The sequence below is a fragment of the Kosakonia oryzendophytica genome (assembly GCF_027886705.1).
Taxonomy (GTDB): Bacteria; Pseudomonadota; Gammaproteobacteria; order Enterobacterales; family Enterobacteriaceae; genus Kosakonia; species Kosakonia oryzendophytica.
In genome coordinates this window covers 3,758,582-3,775,347 of sequence record NZ_CP115659.1, presented here as the reverse complement: position 1 = coordinate 3,775,347, position 16,766 = coordinate 3,758,582, and the positions used below count along the sequence as shown (strand labels likewise).

Below are 16,766 nucleotides of genomic sequence, written 5' to 3'. Positions count from 1 at the left end.
TATCGCTTCACCCCGGTTTTACGCGGTGGTTGCCATCGGGTTGTTGGGATGGGTTGTCCAGTTGGCATACTGGTCGGATACGATATGGCCGGTACGGCTGTCCACTTCGCCGGGTTGCAGGTGGCGCAACGAGATGCAGTTTTCCACCGGGCAGATTGAGGCGCAGAGGTTGCAGCCGACACAATCTTCCTCACGCACTTCAAAGTGGCGCTCGCCGTTCTTCTGCGTCGAAATGGCCTGGTGCGAGGTGTCCTCACACACCAGGTGACAGCGCCCGCATTTGATGCAACTGGCCTGATCGATAACCGCTTTATCGACATGATTGAGATTCAGATAGCGCCAGTCGGTGACGCTGGGCAGCGCCATACCGCGAAAATCCTCCAGTGTGTGAAACCCTTTCTCATCCATGTAGTTTTCGAGGCCACTTATCATGTCGCGCACAATCTGGAAGCCGTGCACCATCACCGCCGTGCAGACCTGCACTGTGCCGCAGCCCAGCGCAATAAACTCCGCTGCATCACGCCAGGTGGAAATGCCGCCAATACCGGAAATCGGCAGCCCGCGTGTGGCGGCATCGCGGCCAATTTCTGACACCATATTCAGCGCGATAGGTTTGACCGCCGGGCCGCAGTACCCGCCGTGCGATCCCTGGTTGCCGGTGTGCGGGGTCATCAACATCTGGTCGAGATCGACCCCCATGACCGAACTGATGGTATTGATCAGCGACACCGCATCCGCGCCGCCAGCTTTCGCGGCTCGTGCCGGATAGCGTATATCAGTGATATTGGGCGTCAGTTTGACGATCACCGGCAGACGGCAATAGTGTTTGCACCAGCGGGTGACCATTTCGATATACTCCGGCACCTGGCCTACCGCCGCGCCCATCCCGCGCTCACTCATGCCGTGCGGGCAACCAAAATTCAGCTCAATGCCGTCTGCGCCGGTGGCTTCGACCTGCGGCAGGATCCATTTCCACGCCTCCTCTTCGCAGGGCACCATGATGGAGACCACCACTGCGCGATCGGGCCAACGCTGTTTGATACGGGTGATCTCTTCGAGGTTGATGGCCAGCGTGCGGTCGGTGATCAACTCAATATTATTGAGGCCCAGGACGCGGCGATCGGGACCGCGCAGGGTGCTGTAACGCGGCCCGCTGACGTTAACCACATGCGGATCGATCCCGAGGGTTTTCCAGACCACGCCACCCCAGCCAGCCTGGAAGGCGCGCTCCACGTTGTATTCTTTGTCCGTGGGCGGAGCAGAGGCCAGCCAGAACGGATTGGGACTCTGGATACCGAGAAAATTAATGTGTAAATCAGCCATGGGAAGACTCCTGAAACAGTGTGGCGTTAGCGGCGTCGCTCTGTGGAATAGCCAGCGCCAGGGTGATCGAACGGGCAGCGGCCTTGCCCTGTTTAACGGCATCCACGGTCAGATCCAGCCCCCCTGCACAGCAGTCGCCGCCTGCCCATACGCCGGGAAGAGACGTGCGACCGCTTTCGTCGGTGGCAATGCGTCCATGAAGAAGTTGGATCCCGGCGGTGGGCTGCGGATCGTAGTGCTGGCCGATAGCTTTCAGCGCCATATCGGCGGCGAGGGTGAAGGTTTCACCGCTGGCGATCACGCCCTGCGCGGTGGGAGTCATGACCGAGAAAGTCACACCGGTAAGCCGGTTTTCAGTCTGTTCGAAACGCAGCGGTGCTGCCCAGTGACGCAGCGTCACCCCGCACTGTCTGGCCCACTGCTGCTCTTTGTCGGACGCTTTCATGTCCGTTTCGCCCCGGCGGTAGACCAGCGTGACTTCGCGCGCACCGAGTTTTTTCGCCTGTACGGCAGCATCCACAGCGGTCATGCCGCCGCCAATCACCACCACGCTGCGGCCGATCGGGAACTGGCTGAGATCCGCGCACTGGCGCAGTTCGGCAATAAAATCCACCGCCTCGCGTACGCCTTGCGGTTCTGGCGCGTCGCCGTCGAGCGCATTGACGCCCGCCAGCCCGAGACCGAGAAACACCGCATCATAGCGATCCCGCAACTGAGACAAGGTGAGGTCCTGCCCGAGGCGGACGCCAGGGTGCAGCGTAATGCCACCCACTGACAGCAGCCAGGCCACTTCCTGCGCCGGAAAATCATCCGCCACCTTGTAACGCGCCAGACCGTACTCGTTAAGGCCACCGGCTTTGGGGCGGGCATCGAACAGATCTATTTCATGCCCGGCCAGCGCGAGGTGGTGAGCGACGGTCAGCCCGGCGGGTCCTGCGCCGACAATAGCAACGCGTTTACCGCTACTGGCGGCGCGACTGAACAGCGGTTTGCCGGGCGCGGCGAAGTAGCGGTCGGTGGCGTGACGCTGTAGTCGGGCAATTTCCAGTGGGCGGCCATCCTGCACATTGCGCACGCAGGCCTGTTCGCACAGTGTTTCCGTTGGGCAGACGCGGGAGCAGGTGCCGCCAAGGACATTGGCCCGCAGGATCACCTCTGCCGCGCCGCGATCGTTACCCTGCGCAATGCGCTGGATAAAGCTCGGCACGTCGATCTCCGCCGGGCAGGCACGCGTGCAAGGGGCGTCAAAACAGTAGTAGCAACGTTCAGCTTCAATCACCGCCTGAACGGGCGAGAGCGGCGGGGTGCAGTCGGCGAACGCCCGGGTGAATTCTGCGGGTGTCTGTCGCCCAGAGCAGATTCCCGGCGTATCGAGTGTAGTCATCATGCCTCCTGAATAATCCTGACCAGATGGTTAAGTTTTCCCAAGTAACCATGCTATTTGTGTGCCATTCTGGCGAAGCCGGAAAATCAGCGTGTTGAGGTGCTGTGCACGCAATTGATCGTTACTTTTTGGTGCATATTGCCCATTTTTGGACGATGTTTGCTACATTTGGCAGCAAGATTAACCTTAGGGAAACACCACCTCATGTCCGTTCAGGGGGGCGAATTATTCGAGGCCGCACATCCGCCAGACGCTGCTTAATACGTGCGCCGTGGCGCGTGCTTGTGCAGCTTCGCTTGTTGGATCTTCACCGGAGACGGCGGCGATTTGGATATCGAAATCGGCGTAGGTTTGCGTCATCGACCAGACGGTAAAGAAGAAGTGGGTGGTATCCAGCGCGCGCAGTTGCCCTTGCGCGATCCAGCCATCCAGGATGCGAGCCTTCTCCGCCACCAACTGGCGTAAGTCGGTTTTCAGTAACGGGTGGACCACGGGTGCACCCTGCAGGATTTCATTGGCAAACAGTTTTGACGCGGCCGGGCGGTTAAAGCTAAAGCTGATTTTCCGCCTGACGTATCCGGCAATGGCGGTTTTCGGATCGGCCTGGGCGCTGATCCCCTCCAGCGGCGAGAGCCAGTCATCAAGGATATTTTCCAGCACCCGTAAATAGAGGTTTTGTTTGTTGCCGAAGTAGTAGTGCAAATTGGCTTTCGGCAGTGCAGCGGCATCCGCAATTTGTTGCATGGTTGCGCCGCGAAAACCGAAACGGGCGAACACTCGCTCAGCGGCGGGCAGAATAATGGCTTCGTTATCCTGGCGGATCCGCCCCTTTTCCGTGGTGTCTGCCACGTTGGCAGACTGAACGTGATTCATGAGGTGCGTCCTTCAATAGGCCGCCATCCCTGGCGGAACGGATTATTTCAGTTTTGCCGCCGCATCCCAGACGGCATGGGTCATACCGGCATCGCCGGGATCTTTCTTAATGACTGGCGTATCGCCACCGCTGTGCAGCAGAACGTCGATGGTGCGACGATAAGCAGCCGGATCGAGATAGCCGATTTTTGCCGTGCCGGCGTTGGTGATAAGCTTCGCCACGTTTTCCATCTGGCGGGTTTGCACCGCTTCGGTCGCCGCGCCGGAAGCATCCTGCTCAACGACGATTTTTGCTGCTTCTTGCGGGTGTTTCACCGCGTAGTCCCAGCCCTTAAATGACGCTTTCAGGAACTTCGCCATTTTGTTCACGAACGCCGGATCTTTCAGCTCAGAACCCAGCACGTACAAACCATCTTCCAGCGTGGAGACACCCTGGTCTTCATAGGGGAAGTTGATGAGCTCCTCCTGTTTCAACCCGGCGTCGATCAACTGCCAGTACTCGTTGTAGTTCATGGTGGAGATACAGGCAGCCTGATCCTGCAACAACGGATCGACATTGAAGCCCTGTTTCAGAATGGTGATATCTTTTCCGGGCTTGAAGCCGAGCTTGTTCATCCAGTTAAAGAACGGGGACTCGTTACCGCCGTACCAGACGCCAAGCGTTTTCCCTTTCAGATCGGCCGGGGTTTTGATGCCGGTGGATTTTTTACAGGTCAGCATCATCCCGGAGCGATCGTACACCTGGGCGATGTTCACCAGCGGTACACCTGCCTCGCGCGAGGCCAGCGCATCCGGTAGCCAGTCGACGATCACATCCGCTGATTTACCGGCAATCACCTGGACGGGGGAAATGTCGGTGCCGCCGGGTTTAATGGTGACATCCAGCCCCTCTTCCTGATAGAACCCTTTCTGCTGTGCAACGTAATAACCGGCGAATTGCGACTGTGGCAACCACTTCAGTTGCAGCGTCACTTTCTCTGCGGCCGTTGCCTGCAACGCCAGAACAGACAGTGCCGCCAGCAACACACCCCGGCGAAAAGCGAAACCTTTTATCATTAGATAACTCCTCGGGTTAATGAGCCTGTAAACGTGCTAATCATCATGTTGTTTTTACTTTTCCAACGCGTTCCCACGCAGAGTGGGGTGCCAGAAATTGACGCGGCGGTCGAGGCGCACCAGCAGGCTGTAAAACAGCGAACCGGCGACGGACGCCACCACAATTGCCGACCACACCACCGGCATATGCATACGCGCCGATTCGGTGGAGATACGAAAACCCAGTCCGGCGGTGGGCGAACCGAAAAACTCAGCCACAATGGCGGTAATCAGCGACAAGGTGGCGTTCACTTTCAGGGCGCTGAAAATAAACGGCATCGCTGCAGGCAGACGCAATGCCAGCAGGCGCTGACGGGGCGTGGCGGCATAGCAGTACATCAGCTCCTGCTCCATCTTGCCGCTGGCCTTTAATCCGGCAAGGGTGCTGACCAGCGCCGGAAAGAAGGTCACCAGCACCACCACGGCGGCTTTTGACGGCCAGTCAAAACCAAACCACATCACCGCAATCGGCGCGACGCCCACCAGCGGCACGGTGCTGGTGAGGTTAGCAACCGGCAGCAAACCACGTTGTAAGAACGGCAATCTGTCGATCAACAGTGCCACGCCGATCCCCAGGCCGCTGCCGAGCAGATAACCCGCCAGTACTGACTTAATGACGGTTTGCAGCACATCGCCCGCCAACAGCGAAGCGCTGTCCACGAGTGCGGCGAGAATATCGAGTGGGGCAGGCAGGATCACCTGCGGCACGGCATAACCGGTGACGAGGATTTGCCAGAACCACAGTAACCATACGCCGAGCAGTGCCGCTACCGCGCCAGCGGGTACCGGCGCTCGCGCCAGTCGCTGTACGCTGACTACAGCCAGCAATGCCAGCGCACAGAGGGTGAGCGCGTGAAGCGGCTGCCACGCCAGCCACAGTGCGCTGATACTCAGTGTGGCGATAAACGCGCCAGTGCGCAGTGCGCTAAACGTCAATGAACACGCTGACAGCGCGCTCAGCACCAGTAAGGCGTTAATCGTGACCAGCGGCACAGACATTACTGTGGTACAGGTAAGTTGGATCAGCGACAGCATCAGTAACAGCAGTGCGCCAACCAGCAATACGGTTCCCGGGATTGCGCGACGTTTCATCATCCCCCCTTGCGCTGGCGCATCACCAGCCGTTCTGTCAGCGTTACCAACCCGGTTAACGCCAACCCAAGCAGCGACGCCATTACCAGCGCCGACCAGATTTGCAGGGTATTGCCGTAATACGAACCGGTTAGCAGCCGCGCGCCCAGCCCTGCCTGCGCGCCGGTGGGCAATTCCGCCACCATCGTGCCAACCAGGCCGCTGGCAATCGCGACGCGAAACGCAGGAAACAGATACGGCAACGAGGAGGGGAGGCGCACCATCCAGAAAATATCCAGCCGTCTTGCCGCGTAAGTGTGCACCAGCTCCATCTCCATTTTTTGTGGCGAGCGCAGCCCTTGCACCGTGGCGATGGTGACCGGAAAAAAGCACAGGTACATGGCGATAGTGGCCTTCGGCAACAGACCGGTAATGCCCACGCTGCCGAGGATAATCAGCACAATAGGGGCAATGGCCAGCACTGGAATGGTTTGCGAGGCGACGATCCAGGGCAGCAGGGCTTTATCCAGGGTGCGGGAATGCACAATGCAAATCGCCAGCAGCACACCCAGCACGATGCCCATCGCAAACCCTGTCAGCGCGGCGCTGGCGGTAACCCAGGTATGCAATAGCAGGTTGCGCGGCGAGGTCAGCGACCATTGCGTAATGCTGTTCCAGATGTCGATCACAATCTGGTGTGGCGCGGGTAACAGCGGGCGTGAGGCATTGAGTGCAGCGGCGAGCAGATCGCCGCTGGTCCATGCGCCGCGTGGTGCCAGCACCCGATCAATCACCCCTGGTGCATTGAGCGCAAAGGCCAGCAGATACCACAGCGCCAGGGCAGCCAGCATAACGCTGCCGACCGGCAGTGCGCTTTGCAGTAGGCGTCGGTGAACAGCGCTGGCGTTAATGTTCATGATGGCCCTCCACCAGCGCTTCACGCACCTCCTGCGCCAGTTGCAAAAAGGCGGGTGTATTGCGAATGTCCAGGTCGCGCCGGGCGGGCAGCGGGGAGTCGATCACTTTTACAATGCGGCCCGGGCGCGGCGACATCACCACAATTTTGGTCGACAGGTAAACGGCTTCCGAAATGGAGTGGGTAACAAACACCATGGTGCGCTGCTCGTTAAACCACAATTGTTGAAGCTGCTGGTTAAGGTTGTCGCGGGTGAGTTCGTCCAGTGCGCCAAAGGGTTCGTCCATCATCAGGATTTTCGGCTCGAAACCCAGTGCACGGGCAATAGAAACCCGTTGCTGCATGCCGCCGGAGAGCTGCCACGGGTATTTTTTTTCAAACCCTTTCAGTCCCACTCTGGCGAGTTGCTCACGGGCGATCTCATCGCAACGTTCGGGCGGCACGCCGTGGATCTGCAATGGCAATTTCACATTTGCCAGCACGGTGCGCCATGGCAGTAGCACCGGAGCCTGAAACACATAACCGTAGGCACCCGCCTGACGCGCCTCTGAAGGCGACATATCATTTACCCGCAACTCACCGGAGGTGATCGGTTCCAGATCGGCAATGGTGCGCAGTAGGGTTGTCTTGCCGCAGCCGGACGGACCGATAAAGGAGACGAACTCCCCCTGGCGGATGGTCAGGTTAATATCGCTTAACGCGTGTACCGGCTGGTCGGCCGCCGGATAGATCACATTGGCCTGGCTGACCGTAATGACTGGTCGCGCCGTGGCGCTGGTGGGTTTTAACGACACCAGCACCGATTCTTCAGCAAACATCGACTGGCTCATCCTGCTCCCCTGTTTTTTGACTAACTGGTTAGGTTTCTTTTCTCCATGCCATTTTTGTGCCAGGGGTGGGATTTATGTGTTTTTGCGGTTTTTAGCTGCATTTTTATCAACGAATTTGATCGGTTTGGTGCAGATGGCGACATGTTTGCTTTGTGATGGGGCAACGGGAGAGAAGAGGCGGAGAAGTGCAGCATAAAAAGCCTGTTCGCGGGGCGTTAGTGACAGAACGCACACACCGCTGTGGCAGTAAAAGGGAAAGCATGATCCCTATCATAAATCTCGAAAAGGACTGTCTCCGCCTGTTGTCAGGAATATTCTGATGGACTATCGTGGTGTTGCCTCAACAAAGAGCTAACGCCACATCAAAGTGAGTGCCGGAGATAAGCGCCGGGCGGGGTAAGAAGTTTTGAACACTTTGGGAAAAAAATAAAACATCAGGCCCTGGCATTTTGCCGGGGCGTTTTATTTTGGCCCCTCCTGAACGCAAAAGGGGCAAAGGCAACTCAATCCCTGTCAATGGCAAAGGGCTGCCAGGCCTGACGCACCGGCATCACTTCCACACGGTTGATATTCATATGGTCCGGCAGGGTGGCGATGTAGAACATCTGCTCTGCAATATCCAGCGCGCTGAGCGGCGTGGTGCCGCGGTATAAATTATCTGACGCCGCCTGATCGCCTTTGGTGCGCACCAGCGTAAATTCCGTTTCCGCAATGCCTGGCGCAAGATCGGTTACCCGCACACCGGTTCCCAGTAAATCGCAGCGCAGGTTATAGCTAAATTGCTTCACAAACGCTTTGGTGGCGCCATACACATGGCTACCGGGGTAGGGCCATTGCCCGGCAATCGAACCGATATTGATGATCGAGGCACCCGCGCCATGTTTAATCAGCGTCGGCAGCAGCGCATGGGTTACATTCACCAGCCCGGTGACGTTGGTATCAATCATCGTCTGCCAGTCTTCCAGATCGACACGTTGTGCCGGTTGTGGGGAGAGTGCTAACCCGGCGTTATTAATCAGCGTAGTGATATCCGCAAACGCCGCAGGCAGGGAGGCAACGGCGTCTTTCACCGCATCTTTGTCGCGAACGTCCAGTTCAATAATGTGCACCGGTACTTTGCTGTGTAACTGCTCTTTTAAACGCGCAAGACGCGCCAGGCGACGCCCGCTCAGCACCAGTGACCAGCCCGCGTCGGCAAAGACCTGTGCTGCCGCTTCGCCAAATCCGGATGTTGCGCCGGTAATAAACACCACTTTCGTTGCTTCAGTCATCTTCATCTCCTGTGCCGGTTGTTGCGCCACTATAAAAACCCCGGCCCGCGCCAGACAGAGCCAGTTACCGGCAAACGGTGTGACACCTGTGTCACATACCGCCAGCACGACTGGCTCTACCCGCGAAAGAAGGGCGCGCCGCATGATGTTGTCAACAACAACGGCATGAAAGGAGCAGGATATGAAACTGGCACTTCAGAGCGAGATAGCGATAACCAATGATGACGTGCGTCAACTGGACCGGTCGTATGTGTTTCATTCATGGTCGATGCAGGGCAACCTCAATCCGATGGTGATCGCCGGTGCGAAAGGCTGTGAATTGTGGGATTACGATGGCAACACCTACCTCGATTTCAGCAGCCAGTTGGTGAACGTCAATATTGGTTACCAGCATCCCCGCGTGCTGGCGGCGATGAAAGCGCAGCTCGATGAACTGGTGACCATTGCGCCCGCCACGGCCAACCTGGCGCGTGGCGAAGCGGCGAAACGCATTGTTGAACTGGCGCCGGAAGGCTTCAGTAAAGTTTTTTTTACCAATGCCGGAGCAGATGCCAATGAAAACGCCATCCGTATGGCGCGGATGTACACGGGACGCGACAAAGTCTTCTCCGCTTATCGTTCCTATCACGGTAATACCGGCAGTGCGATTGCCGCAACCGGTGACTGGCGTCGTGTGCCCAATGAATATTCGCGTGGACATGTACACTTTTTTAACCCCTATCTCTATCGCAGCGAGTTTAATGCCACCAGCGAAGCAGAAGAGTGCGAACGCGCACTGGCGCACCTGCGCCGGATGATTGAGTGCGAGGGGCCAACGTCTATCGCCGCCATTCTGCTGGAGTCCATTCCGGGGACGGCAGGGATTCTGGTGCCACCAGCGGGCTATATGCAGGGTGTCCGCGCGCTGGCTGATGAGTTTGGCATTGTGCTGATCCTCGATGAAGTGATGGCCGGTTTTGGTCGCACCGGTAGCTGGTTTGCTTTTGAGCAGGACGGCGTAGTACCGGATCTGATCACCTTCGCCAAAGGGGTCAACGCCGGTTACGTTCCTGCGGGGGGAGTACTGATTTCCGCACCGATTTCACACTACTTTGACGATCACTTCTTTGCCGGGGGATTGACCTATTCCGGCCATCCGCTGGCAATGGCGGCGATTGTCGCCACGCTGGATGCAATGAAAGAGGAAAAAGTGGTGGAGAACGCCGCCGCCGTGGGTAACGGTGTTCTGCGACCCGGACTGGACGCGCTGGCGGCGAAACATCCGCTGATTGGCAATGTGCGCGGCCGCGGTATGTTCCAGGCGATGGAACTGGTCAGCGACAGGAAACATAAGACGCCGCTGGCAGCTACGGATATGGCGGCGATCAAAACGGCGCTGACCCAGGCTGGGGTGTTAAGTTTTGTGGTAGAAAATCGCATTCACGTGGTTCCGCCCTGTACGATGAGTGCGGAAGAAGTGACACGCGGTTTGGCCATTTTTGACCGGGTTTTGTCTCAATTTGGTTATCTTTCGCGTTAATTTTGTTGGCGTCAGGTGTTCCTGACGCCTTTTCTGGTCAGTCCTCTGATTTCAAAAGCCTTTTTTAAAGAAAAACCATAATTTTTAGCACTGTTTTTCGCCGCGTTCTCCTGATAAAACATCTTTTTTGGTTTATCTTTTTTGCCTGGGAGAGAAACGTGCCGGAACTGAATCACTATGGTCAACATGTCGGCAATCTGCTGACTCACTGGAGCGGTGTTCAACCGTTACCGCATAGCGTATTACAAGGGCGTTATTGTCGGCTGGAGCCGCTGGATGTCAGAGTGCATACCCCGCACCTGCTGCACGCTTATTCTCAGGCGGAGGATGACAGCGACTGGACCTGGCTGGCCAGTGACCGTCCGGATGACGTAGACAGCATGGCGCGTTGGGTGATTGGCAAGATGATCGACAAATCCGTGCACCCTTTCGCGGTGGTGGATGCCGCGACGAACCGTGCCGTTGGGGTGATTGCCTGGCTGGCGAACAATACGCAACATGGCACGGTGGAGATAGGTCATGTGACCTGGTCGCCATTGATGAAAAAGAGTGTGCTGGGCACCGAAGCCGTGTGGCTGATGCTGCGCCACGCCTTCGTCTGCGATTACCGCCGCGTAGAGTGGAAATGCGATACGCTGAATGTGGCGTCACGCCGCGCCGCAGAACGCCTGGGCTTCACCTGGGAAGGGTGTTTCCGCCAGCACATGGTGCGAAAAGGGCGTAACCGCGACACGGACTATTTGTCGATGCTTGATAGCGAATGGCCGCAACGCGATGCCGCGATTTCCGCCTGGCTCAGCGCCAGTAATTTCGATAGTCAGGGTCAGCAGAAACAGACTCTCGCCACCTTCTTTGCGAACGTGTCTCCCTGACACCAACGGCATCGGCCTGTTCCGGTGCCGTTTCTCTACGCCATGCGATGTTCGCCGCGTCGCAGCGCATCCCGGTCAAAAAAACGGGCAATCGCGCCTCCCGCCATCAACGCCGCCCGGTCTGACATATGGGCAATGACATCCGCATCATGACTGACCAGCAGGTAACTCATCCCGTGCTGCTGTTTGAGACGGTTCAGCAGGTTGAGGATCTCCGCCTGTACCGACATATCCAGCGCTGACGTGGGTTCATCAAGCAGCAGAATTTTCGGCTGTAGCAACAACGCGCGGGCGATGGCCACGCGCTGGCGTTGCCCACCGGAAAGCTGATGCGGGTAACGGCGGGCGGCATCCGCAGGTAGCCCCACCTGCTCAAGGGCGCTGCTCACCCGTGTCTCCACGTCTTTCTCGCCGTGGATTGTCAGCGGCTCCGCCAGGGTGCGGTAGAGTGTGTGATTGGGGTGCAGCGAGGCCCAGGGATCCTGAAACACCATCTGCACATTACGCCGCAGCGCCCCCTGATAACGTGAACCGGCTTTGACAGGCTCGCCAAACAGCGACATCGTGCCTTGCCACTCGCGCTGTAAGCCGGCCAGGACACGCAGTAAGGTAGATTTACCGCAGCCCGATGCGCCAATCAGGCTGAATGTTTCCCCCTGAGTGACCTGAAAACTGGCCCCCGAGACCACCGTTTTGTCGCCAAAGGCAACCTGCACATTGTGCATCTCAATAACGGTCATGCTTCACCCCGTAAATGACTGGCTGCGATCGAGCGTAGGCAGCATCTGACCATAGGTTTCCGCGCCGGGACGACAGCGCCACAGCGTACGGGTATAAGGGTGTTGCGCACCGGGCAGCGCCTGTGCAGGCATGGCATCGACGCACTCGCCTTGGTACATCACCATCACGCGGTGGCAGTGTTGCGCCACCAGCGGTAAGTCGTGGCTGATAAGCAGCATCGCCATTTGTCGCTGTTCACACTGCGCTACCAGCAGTTCAAGGATCTGGTTTCGTAACCTGGCGTCCAGCGCTGAGGTGGGTTCATCGGCGATCAGCACTTTCGGATCGTTGACCAGTGCCATGGCGATCATCACCCGTTGTCCCATGCCGCCGGAGAGTTCGCCGGGATACCGTTGCAGCACTGCGGGCTCCAGTTCAACGGCGTGCAGTGCGTCGAGGATCTTCTCGGTCCGCTCTGTGCGGCTCAACCGCTGGTGCAGCGTTAACGCTTCATCAATCTGCGCCAGCACGGTTTTGACCGGATTGAGGGCGTAACGGGGATCCTGCAATACCATGGCGATACTGTTACCGCGCAGGTGACGCCAGCTCCGTGGTGTGAGGCTGCGAAGATCGTGGCCCAGCACCTCCAGTTGTTGAGCGTTAACGTTACCCGGTTTGCGCACCAGCCCCATCAGGGCGCGGGCGGTCATGGATTTACCCGAACCAGATTCCCCCACCAGCGCCAGCCGCTCGTTGCCGAGGGTAAAACTGAGGTTATTCACCACCCGTGCGCCGGGGTAGTCAATGGTCAGGCCGCTGACGGCAACGCGGATATCAGTCATGTTGTGGCTCCAGAATGTCGCGCAGGCCATCGCCCAGCAAGTTAAACGCCAGGCTTGCCAGCAGGATCAGTGCGCCAGGCGCAGCGGCAATCCACCACTGGTCAAAAATCACCTGCATACCCTCGGCAATCATCGCGCCCCATTCCGCCATGGGCGGACGAGCACCGAGTCCTAAGAAACCCAGCCCGGCGGCGGCCAGAATAATACCTGCTAAATCAAGCGCCAGGCGCACAATCGCCGACGGTAAACAGAGCGGTAAAAGATGGCCCAGCAGTAAGCGCCCGCCGCGAATCCCCATCATCTCCGCTGCCGCCAGATAATCGCTGTGGCGCAGACGCTGGATTTCGCTGCGCGCCTGGCGCGCATAGGCGGGCCAGGTGGTGAGCGCCAGCGCCAGTGCGCCGTTGACCAGCCCAGGCCCCAACATGGCGACAAAGGCGAAAGCGAGGATCAGACGCGGCATCGACATCACCACGTCGGTGAAACGCATCAGGACGCGTTCAACCCAACTGCCGTAATACCCGGAAAGGATGCCGATCAACAACCCGACGGGCAGCGTGATAAGCGTCACCAGCGCTACCAGCCCGAACGCCGGGCGGGTACCGAAAATCAGCCTTGAGAGCAGGTCACGACCGTAGCTGTCGGTACCAAGCCAGTGTTGTGAACCCGGCGCTTGCAGGCGCGAGGCGGCATCCTGCCAGTTGGGATCAAGCGGTGCCAGCCACGGCGCGAATAACGCCACCAGCAGCAGGAGTACGACAATGATTAACCCGCTAAAGGCGGCAGGGGAGTGGCGAAGACGGAGCAAAAAGAGTGTGGTCGGCATCAGCGCACCCTCGGATCGGTGAGCCGCACCAGCAGGTCGGTCAGGTTATTAATCAGCACAAAGCAGACGCCAATCACCAGCGTGCCGCCCATAATGGCAGTGGTGTCCCCGGCAAACAGCGCGGTGGTCAGGTAGCGGCCAATGCCCGGCCATGAGAATACCGTTTCCGTGAGCACCGCGCCTTCGAGCATGCTGGTATAAGCCAGCGCGATAACCGTGAGCAGCGTCCCGCGAATATTCGGCAGAACATGGCGCAACAAAATGGTCATCTCCCCCGCGCCTTTGGCGCGCGCCAGCAGGATGTACTCTTTGTTCATTTCGCTCAGGCAGGCTGAACGGGTAAGCCGGGTTATGCTTGCCAGCGAGTAATAGGCCAGCAGTGACACCGGCAGCAACAAATGGCTGAGGGCATTTTTAAAGGCGGCGCTATCGCCGGAAAGCCAGGTATCCACCAGTGCAAAACCGGTTTGCGGCGTGACCGTATATTGATAGATATCATCCAGCCGGCCAGGTCCGGCGCTCCATTGCAGTCGGGCATAAAACAGCGCCAGCATTAACAAGCCGAGCCAGAAGATGGGCACGGAGTTGCCGAGTAGCGTAAAGGTGCGCACGGCTAAATCCCACGGCGAACCGGCAAAGCGCGCGCACAACACCCCGGCCATCACTCCAAGCAGCGAGCCCATGATCAACGCCAGTGTCGCCAGCTCCAGCGTGGCGGGAAATGCCGACAGCAGATCCTGCAAGACCGGTTGTCCGGTGGCGCTGGCAATACCGAGATCGCCGTGCGCCAGGTTCAACAGGTAGTGCCAGAACTGAAGCGGCAGCGGTTGATCCAACCCGAGCTGATGGCGCACCTGATCGTACGTGGCCTGGCTGGCGTGATCGCCGACAATTTGCAGCACCCGATCCACCGGTGAAAACGCCGAGAGCGAGAAGGTGACCAGCAGCAGACCCAACAGGGTCAGCAGCAGTGTGAAGAGCGCCTGAGCGACGCGAGAGATGTCAGACATGGAAAACTCGTCATTAAGGTAAAACGGATAATCACCCTCACCCCGGCCCTCTCCCTGGAAGGGAGAGGGGGAAAATCGCCACCGCTTAACTCCCCTGCGAGTGTGGGAGGTATTTCAGAGGCGAATCCTGCGCCGATCGGTTCCTTCTCCCCATGGGGGAGAGGGTTAGGGTGAGGGGACAAACCTGCACCGAGCGGTTCCCTCTCCCCACGGGGAAGAGGGCTAGGGTGAGGGGATAAACCTGCACCGAACGGTTTCCTCTCCCCATGGGAGAAAGGATTAGGGTGAGGGGATAAACCTGCACCGAACGGTTCCCTCTCCCCATGGGGGAAAGGATTAGGGTGAGGGGATAAAACCGCGCCGAACGGTTCCCTCTCCCCACGGGGAAGAGGGTTAGGGTGAGGGGACAAACCCGCGCCAATCGGTTCCCTCTCCCCCTGGGGGAGAGGGTTAGGGTGAGGGGACAAACCCGCTCCAATCGGTTCCCTCTCCCCACGGGGAAGAGGGGTAGGGTGAGGGGACAAACCTGCACCGAATGGTTCCCTTTCCCCCTGGGGGAGAGGGTTAGGGTGAGGGGATATCATCATTTAGTTACACGGTCATACCACACCATATCCGCATTCAGACCTTGCTGATAGCCTTTGACATTATCGCGCACGACGATCTGTGTTTTGCCTTGATCAACAAACACATACGGCGATGCATGTTGCAACTCCTGCTGCATCTTTTTGTACAGATCCCGACGCTTAGCCGCATCCGGTTCTGCGACCGCCGCCAGCGTCGCTTTGTTCAGTTCCGGGATCTGCCAGCCATTTAGCCCGGCAACCGTACTGGATTTCCCATCGTTCCAGGCAAAGGCGCTGGCGTTGGAGTGTGCGTCGAAGTAGTCGGGGATCCACAGACGAATCGCTGCCTGGTGCTGTTTAGCGCGTACGCGGGCATACACCTGGCTACCCGCAGCGGGCAGCAGATCCACCTTCACGCCGCCCTGGGCAAAGCTGGCCTGCATTGACTGCGCGAGGGTAATAAACGGTGGTTTGTTCTCCACATCCAACGTGAAGTGCGCGTCTTTAATGCCCGCTTTGGCAAGGATCGCTTTGGCTTTTGCCGGGTCGAAGGTAAACGGGTTGTCTTCCAGCGCCCCAGGCAGACCCACCGGCAGGAAACTCTGGTGGACAAAGTACTGGCCTTTCAGCAGGTCTTTAGTAATGCCATTATAATCCACCAGCCAACGCGCCGCTTCCCAGAACGCCGGGTTATTCAGCAACGGGTTGGCGCTATTACCGGTGTTAAATACCAGATAGTTCTGCTCCGCGGAGGGGATGCTCAGCACTTTCACACCTTTTTTATCACTCAGCGCGCTGATTTGATCCGCGCCGAGATCGCGTGCCACATCCGCATCCCCCTGGAGGATCAACAGACGGCGGGAGGCCGGGTCCGGCACGTTTTTAATAATGATATTTTTCAGGGCTGGCGCGCCGCCCGGAGAGGTGGGGTTAGCCTCCAGCACGATGGCCTGATGCGGCTGGTAGACGCGCATCTTAAACGCGCCGCTGCCCGCAGAGTGCATTTTCAGCCATGCGTTGCCGAAATCACCGGCGTTTACATTCGCGCTGACCTGCTTTTCATCAACGATAGAGGCAATCGGCGTAGAGAGGATATTCAGCGCTACCGCCGGGCTAACGTCTGCCGTCCAGTGCAGTTGCAGGGTGTGGTCATCCACTTTTTTCAACTGGCTGGCGATGTTATCCGGCTGCCAGCCGAGCACGTTGAGGATAAAAGCCGGAGACTTGTTCAGCGTCACTGCGCGGGTATAGGAGAAAATCACATCTTCCGGGCGCACCGGGTTACCGGAAGCAAACTTCGCATCGCTTTTTAGCGTAATGGTCAGGGTTTTTGCCGCCGCATCTGCCTGCCAGCTTTCCGCCAGCACCGGCGTTATCTTTTCCGGATTTTCACGATCTGGCTGCACCAGACGCTGATACAGACTTGGCACGGTCTGAATGCTGGATAATTCGTTGGCTTCCGCCGGATCGAGACTCACAATATCATCCAGACCTTGCGCTACTACCAGTGTGTCCGGAGGCGTGGCCGCGTGGCTGGCAGCCGAAAGGAGGGTCAGTATGACGAGGGGCAGCAGTTTTTTGGTCATCAGAAAATCCCTGAAAAGTTAACATCATGTGATTATTTTGTACCGCTACGTTAGGCCGCTTC

General features: G+C 58.1%; 15 protein-coding genes. 2 read left to right on the top strand and 13 right to left on the bottom strand.

All coding sequences use genetic code 11. The annotated features are described in order from the left end of the window. Positions 1 to 18: 18 nt before the first annotated feature. From preA to O9K67_RS18310, 8 genes are all read right to left on the bottom strand, one after another. Positions 19 to 1,323 (bottom strand): NAD-dependent dihydropyrimidine dehydrogenase subunit PreA, encoded by a 1,305-nt coding sequence (gene preA, locus O9K67_RS18345; protein ID WP_061496888.1) that lies wholly within the window; start codon positions 1,321 to 1,323, stop codon positions 19 to 21. Then, positions 1,316 to 2,710: an NAD(P)-dependent oxidoreductase gene (locus O9K67_RS18340; protein ID WP_061496886.1), complete on the bottom strand. Its 1,395-nt coding sequence runs from the start codon at positions 2,708 to 2,710 to the stop codon at positions 1,316 to 1,318. Before O9K67_RS18340 ends, preA begins: the two co-directional genes overlap by 8 nt. 222 nt (positions 2,711 to 2,932) lie before the next feature. Beyond that, the gene (locus tag O9K67_RS18335; RefSeq protein ID WP_061496883.1) at positions 2,933 to 3,580 is read right to left on the bottom strand and encodes a TetR family transcriptional regulator C-terminal domain-containing protein; all 648 of its coding nucleotides are present in this window, start codon (positions 3,578 to 3,580) and stop codon (positions 2,933 to 2,935) included. Between the two features lie 42 nt (positions 3,581 to 3,622). After that, the gene (locus O9K67_RS18330) at positions 3,623 to 4,636 is read right to left on the bottom strand and encodes an ABC transporter substrate-binding protein (RefSeq protein WP_061496881.1); all 1,014 of its coding nucleotides are present in this window, start codon (positions 4,634 to 4,636) and stop codon (positions 3,623 to 3,625) included. Between the two features lie 54 nt (positions 4,637 to 4,690). After that, positions 4,691 to 5,770 (bottom strand): ABC transporter permease, encoded by a 1,080-nt coding sequence (locus O9K67_RS18325; RefSeq protein ID WP_061496879.1) that lies wholly within the window; start codon positions 5,768 to 5,770, stop codon positions 4,691 to 4,693. Beyond that, complete coding sequence (locus tag O9K67_RS18320; protein WP_061496877.1) at positions 5,767 to 6,663, bottom strand: ABC transporter permease; 897 nt, start codon at positions 6,661 to 6,663, stop codon at positions 5,767 to 5,769. The genes O9K67_RS18325 and O9K67_RS18320 overlap by 4 nt, the downstream gene beginning before the upstream one ends. Beyond that, positions 6,653 to 7,492 (bottom strand): ABC transporter ATP-binding protein, encoded by an 840-nt coding sequence (locus tag O9K67_RS18315; RefSeq protein ID WP_082794178.1) that lies wholly within the window; start codon positions 7,490 to 7,492, stop codon positions 6,653 to 6,655. The genes O9K67_RS18320 and O9K67_RS18315 overlap by 11 nt, the downstream gene beginning before the upstream one ends. 503 nt (positions 7,493 to 7,995) lie before the next feature. Then, positions 7,996 to 8,763 carry an SDR family NAD(P)-dependent oxidoreductase gene (locus tag O9K67_RS18310; protein ID WP_061496875.1) on the bottom strand — a complete coding sequence of 256 codons (768 nt, stop codon included), beginning with the start codon at positions 8,761 to 8,763 and terminating at the stop codon, positions 7,996 to 7,998. Between the two features lie 181 nt (positions 8,764 to 8,944). On the opposite strand from O9K67_RS18310, the gene O9K67_RS18305 reads away from it, so the two are divergent. After that, positions 8,945 to 10,282, top strand: coding sequence for an aspartate aminotransferase family protein (locus O9K67_RS18305; protein ID WP_061496873.1), 1,338 nt, complete (start codon positions 8,945 to 8,947; stop codon positions 10,280 to 10,282). A 158-nt stretch (positions 10,283 to 10,440) separates the two neighbouring features. Beyond that, entirely contained in the window at positions 10,441 to 11,154 is a 714-nt protein-coding gene (locus tag O9K67_RS18300) for a GNAT family N-acetyltransferase (protein WP_061496871.1), read from the top strand. 35 nt (positions 11,155 to 11,189) lie between these two features. Here the strand turns inward: O9K67_RS18300 and O9K67_RS18295 are convergent, their stop codons facing one another. The 5 genes from O9K67_RS18295 to O9K67_RS18275 all read right to left on the bottom strand — a co-directional run bounded on the left by O9K67_RS18295 (position 11,190) and on the right by O9K67_RS18275 (position 16,704). Continuing rightward, entirely contained in the window at positions 11,190 to 11,894 is a 705-nt protein-coding gene (locus tag O9K67_RS18295) for an ABC transporter ATP-binding protein (protein WP_061496869.1), read from the bottom strand. A 3-nt stretch (positions 11,895 to 11,897) separates the two neighbouring features. Further along, complete coding sequence (locus tag O9K67_RS18290; protein ID WP_061496867.1) at positions 11,898 to 12,716, bottom strand: ABC transporter ATP-binding protein; 819 nt, start codon at positions 12,714 to 12,716, stop codon at positions 11,898 to 11,900. After that, positions 12,709 to 13,542: an ABC transporter permease gene (locus O9K67_RS18285; protein WP_061496865.1), complete on the bottom strand. Its 834-nt coding sequence runs from the start codon at positions 13,540 to 13,542 to the stop codon at positions 12,709 to 12,711. The genes O9K67_RS18290 and O9K67_RS18285 overlap by 8 nt, the downstream gene beginning before the upstream one ends. Then, on the bottom strand, positions 13,542 to 14,552 hold the full coding sequence (locus tag O9K67_RS18280) for an ABC transporter permease (RefSeq protein WP_061496863.1): 1,011 nt from the start codon (positions 14,550 to 14,552) through the stop codon (positions 13,542 to 13,544). Before O9K67_RS18280 ends, O9K67_RS18285 begins: the two co-directional genes overlap by 1 nt. Before the next feature lie 583 nt (positions 14,553 to 15,135). Beyond that, positions 15,136 to 16,704, bottom strand: coding sequence for an ABC transporter substrate-binding protein (locus tag O9K67_RS18275; protein WP_061496861.1), 1,569 nt, complete (start codon positions 16,702 to 16,704; stop codon positions 15,136 to 15,138). Positions 16,705 to 16,766 lie beyond the last annotated feature (62 nt).

Excerpts from the sequence above, each read along its gene's own strand:
- O9K67_RS18335 (WP_061496883.1), bottom strand. The coding sequence starts at position 3,580 with ATGAATCACGTTCAGTCTGCCAACGTGGCAGACACCACGGAAAAGGGG.
- O9K67_RS18305 (WP_061496873.1), top strand. The coding sequence starts at position 8,945 with ATGAAACTGGCACTTCAGAGCGAGATAGCGATAACCAATGATGACGTG.
- preA (WP_061496888.1), bottom strand. The coding sequence starts at position 1,323 with ATGGCTGATTTACACATTAATTTTCTCGGTATCCAGAGTCCCAATCCG.
- O9K67_RS18290 (WP_061496867.1), bottom strand. The coding sequence starts at position 12,716 with ATGACTGATATCCGCGTTGCCGTCAGCGGCCTGACCATTGACTACCCC.
- O9K67_RS18310 (WP_061496875.1), bottom strand. The coding sequence starts at position 8,763 with ATGACTGAAGCAACGAAAGTGGTGTTTATTACCGGCGCAACATCCGGA.
- O9K67_RS18295 (WP_061496869.1), bottom strand. The coding sequence starts at position 11,894 with ATGACCGTTATTGAGATGCACAATGTGCAGGTTGCCTTTGGCGACAAA.
- O9K67_RS18285 (WP_061496865.1), bottom strand. The coding sequence starts at position 13,542 with ATGCCGACCACACTCTTTTTGCTCCGTCTTCGCCACTCCCCTGCCGCC.
- O9K67_RS18280 (WP_061496863.1), bottom strand. The coding sequence starts at position 14,552 with ATGTCTGACATCTCTCGCGTCGCTCAGGCGCTCTTCACACTGCTGCTG.
- O9K67_RS18340 (WP_061496886.1), bottom strand. The coding sequence starts at position 2,710 with ATGATGACTACACTCGATACGCCGGGAATCTGCTCTGGGCGACAGACA.
- O9K67_RS18320 (WP_061496877.1), bottom strand. The coding sequence starts at position 6,663 with ATGAACATTAACGCCAGCGCTGTTCACCGACGCCTACTGCAAAGCGCA.
- O9K67_RS18315 (WP_082794178.1), bottom strand. The coding sequence starts at position 7,492 with ATGAGCCAGTCGATGTTTGCTGAAGAATCGGTGCTGGTGTCGTTAAAA.
- O9K67_RS18275 (WP_061496861.1), bottom strand. The coding sequence starts at position 16,704 with ATGACCAAAAAACTGCTGCCCCTCGTCATACTGACCCTCCTTTCGGCT.
- O9K67_RS18325 (WP_061496879.1), bottom strand. The coding sequence starts at position 5,770 with ATGATGAAACGTCGCGCAATCCCGGGAACCGTATTGCTGGTTGGCGCA.
- O9K67_RS18330 (WP_061496881.1), bottom strand. The coding sequence starts at position 4,636 with ATGATAAAAGGTTTCGCTTTTCGCCGGGGTGTGTTGCTGGCGGCACTG.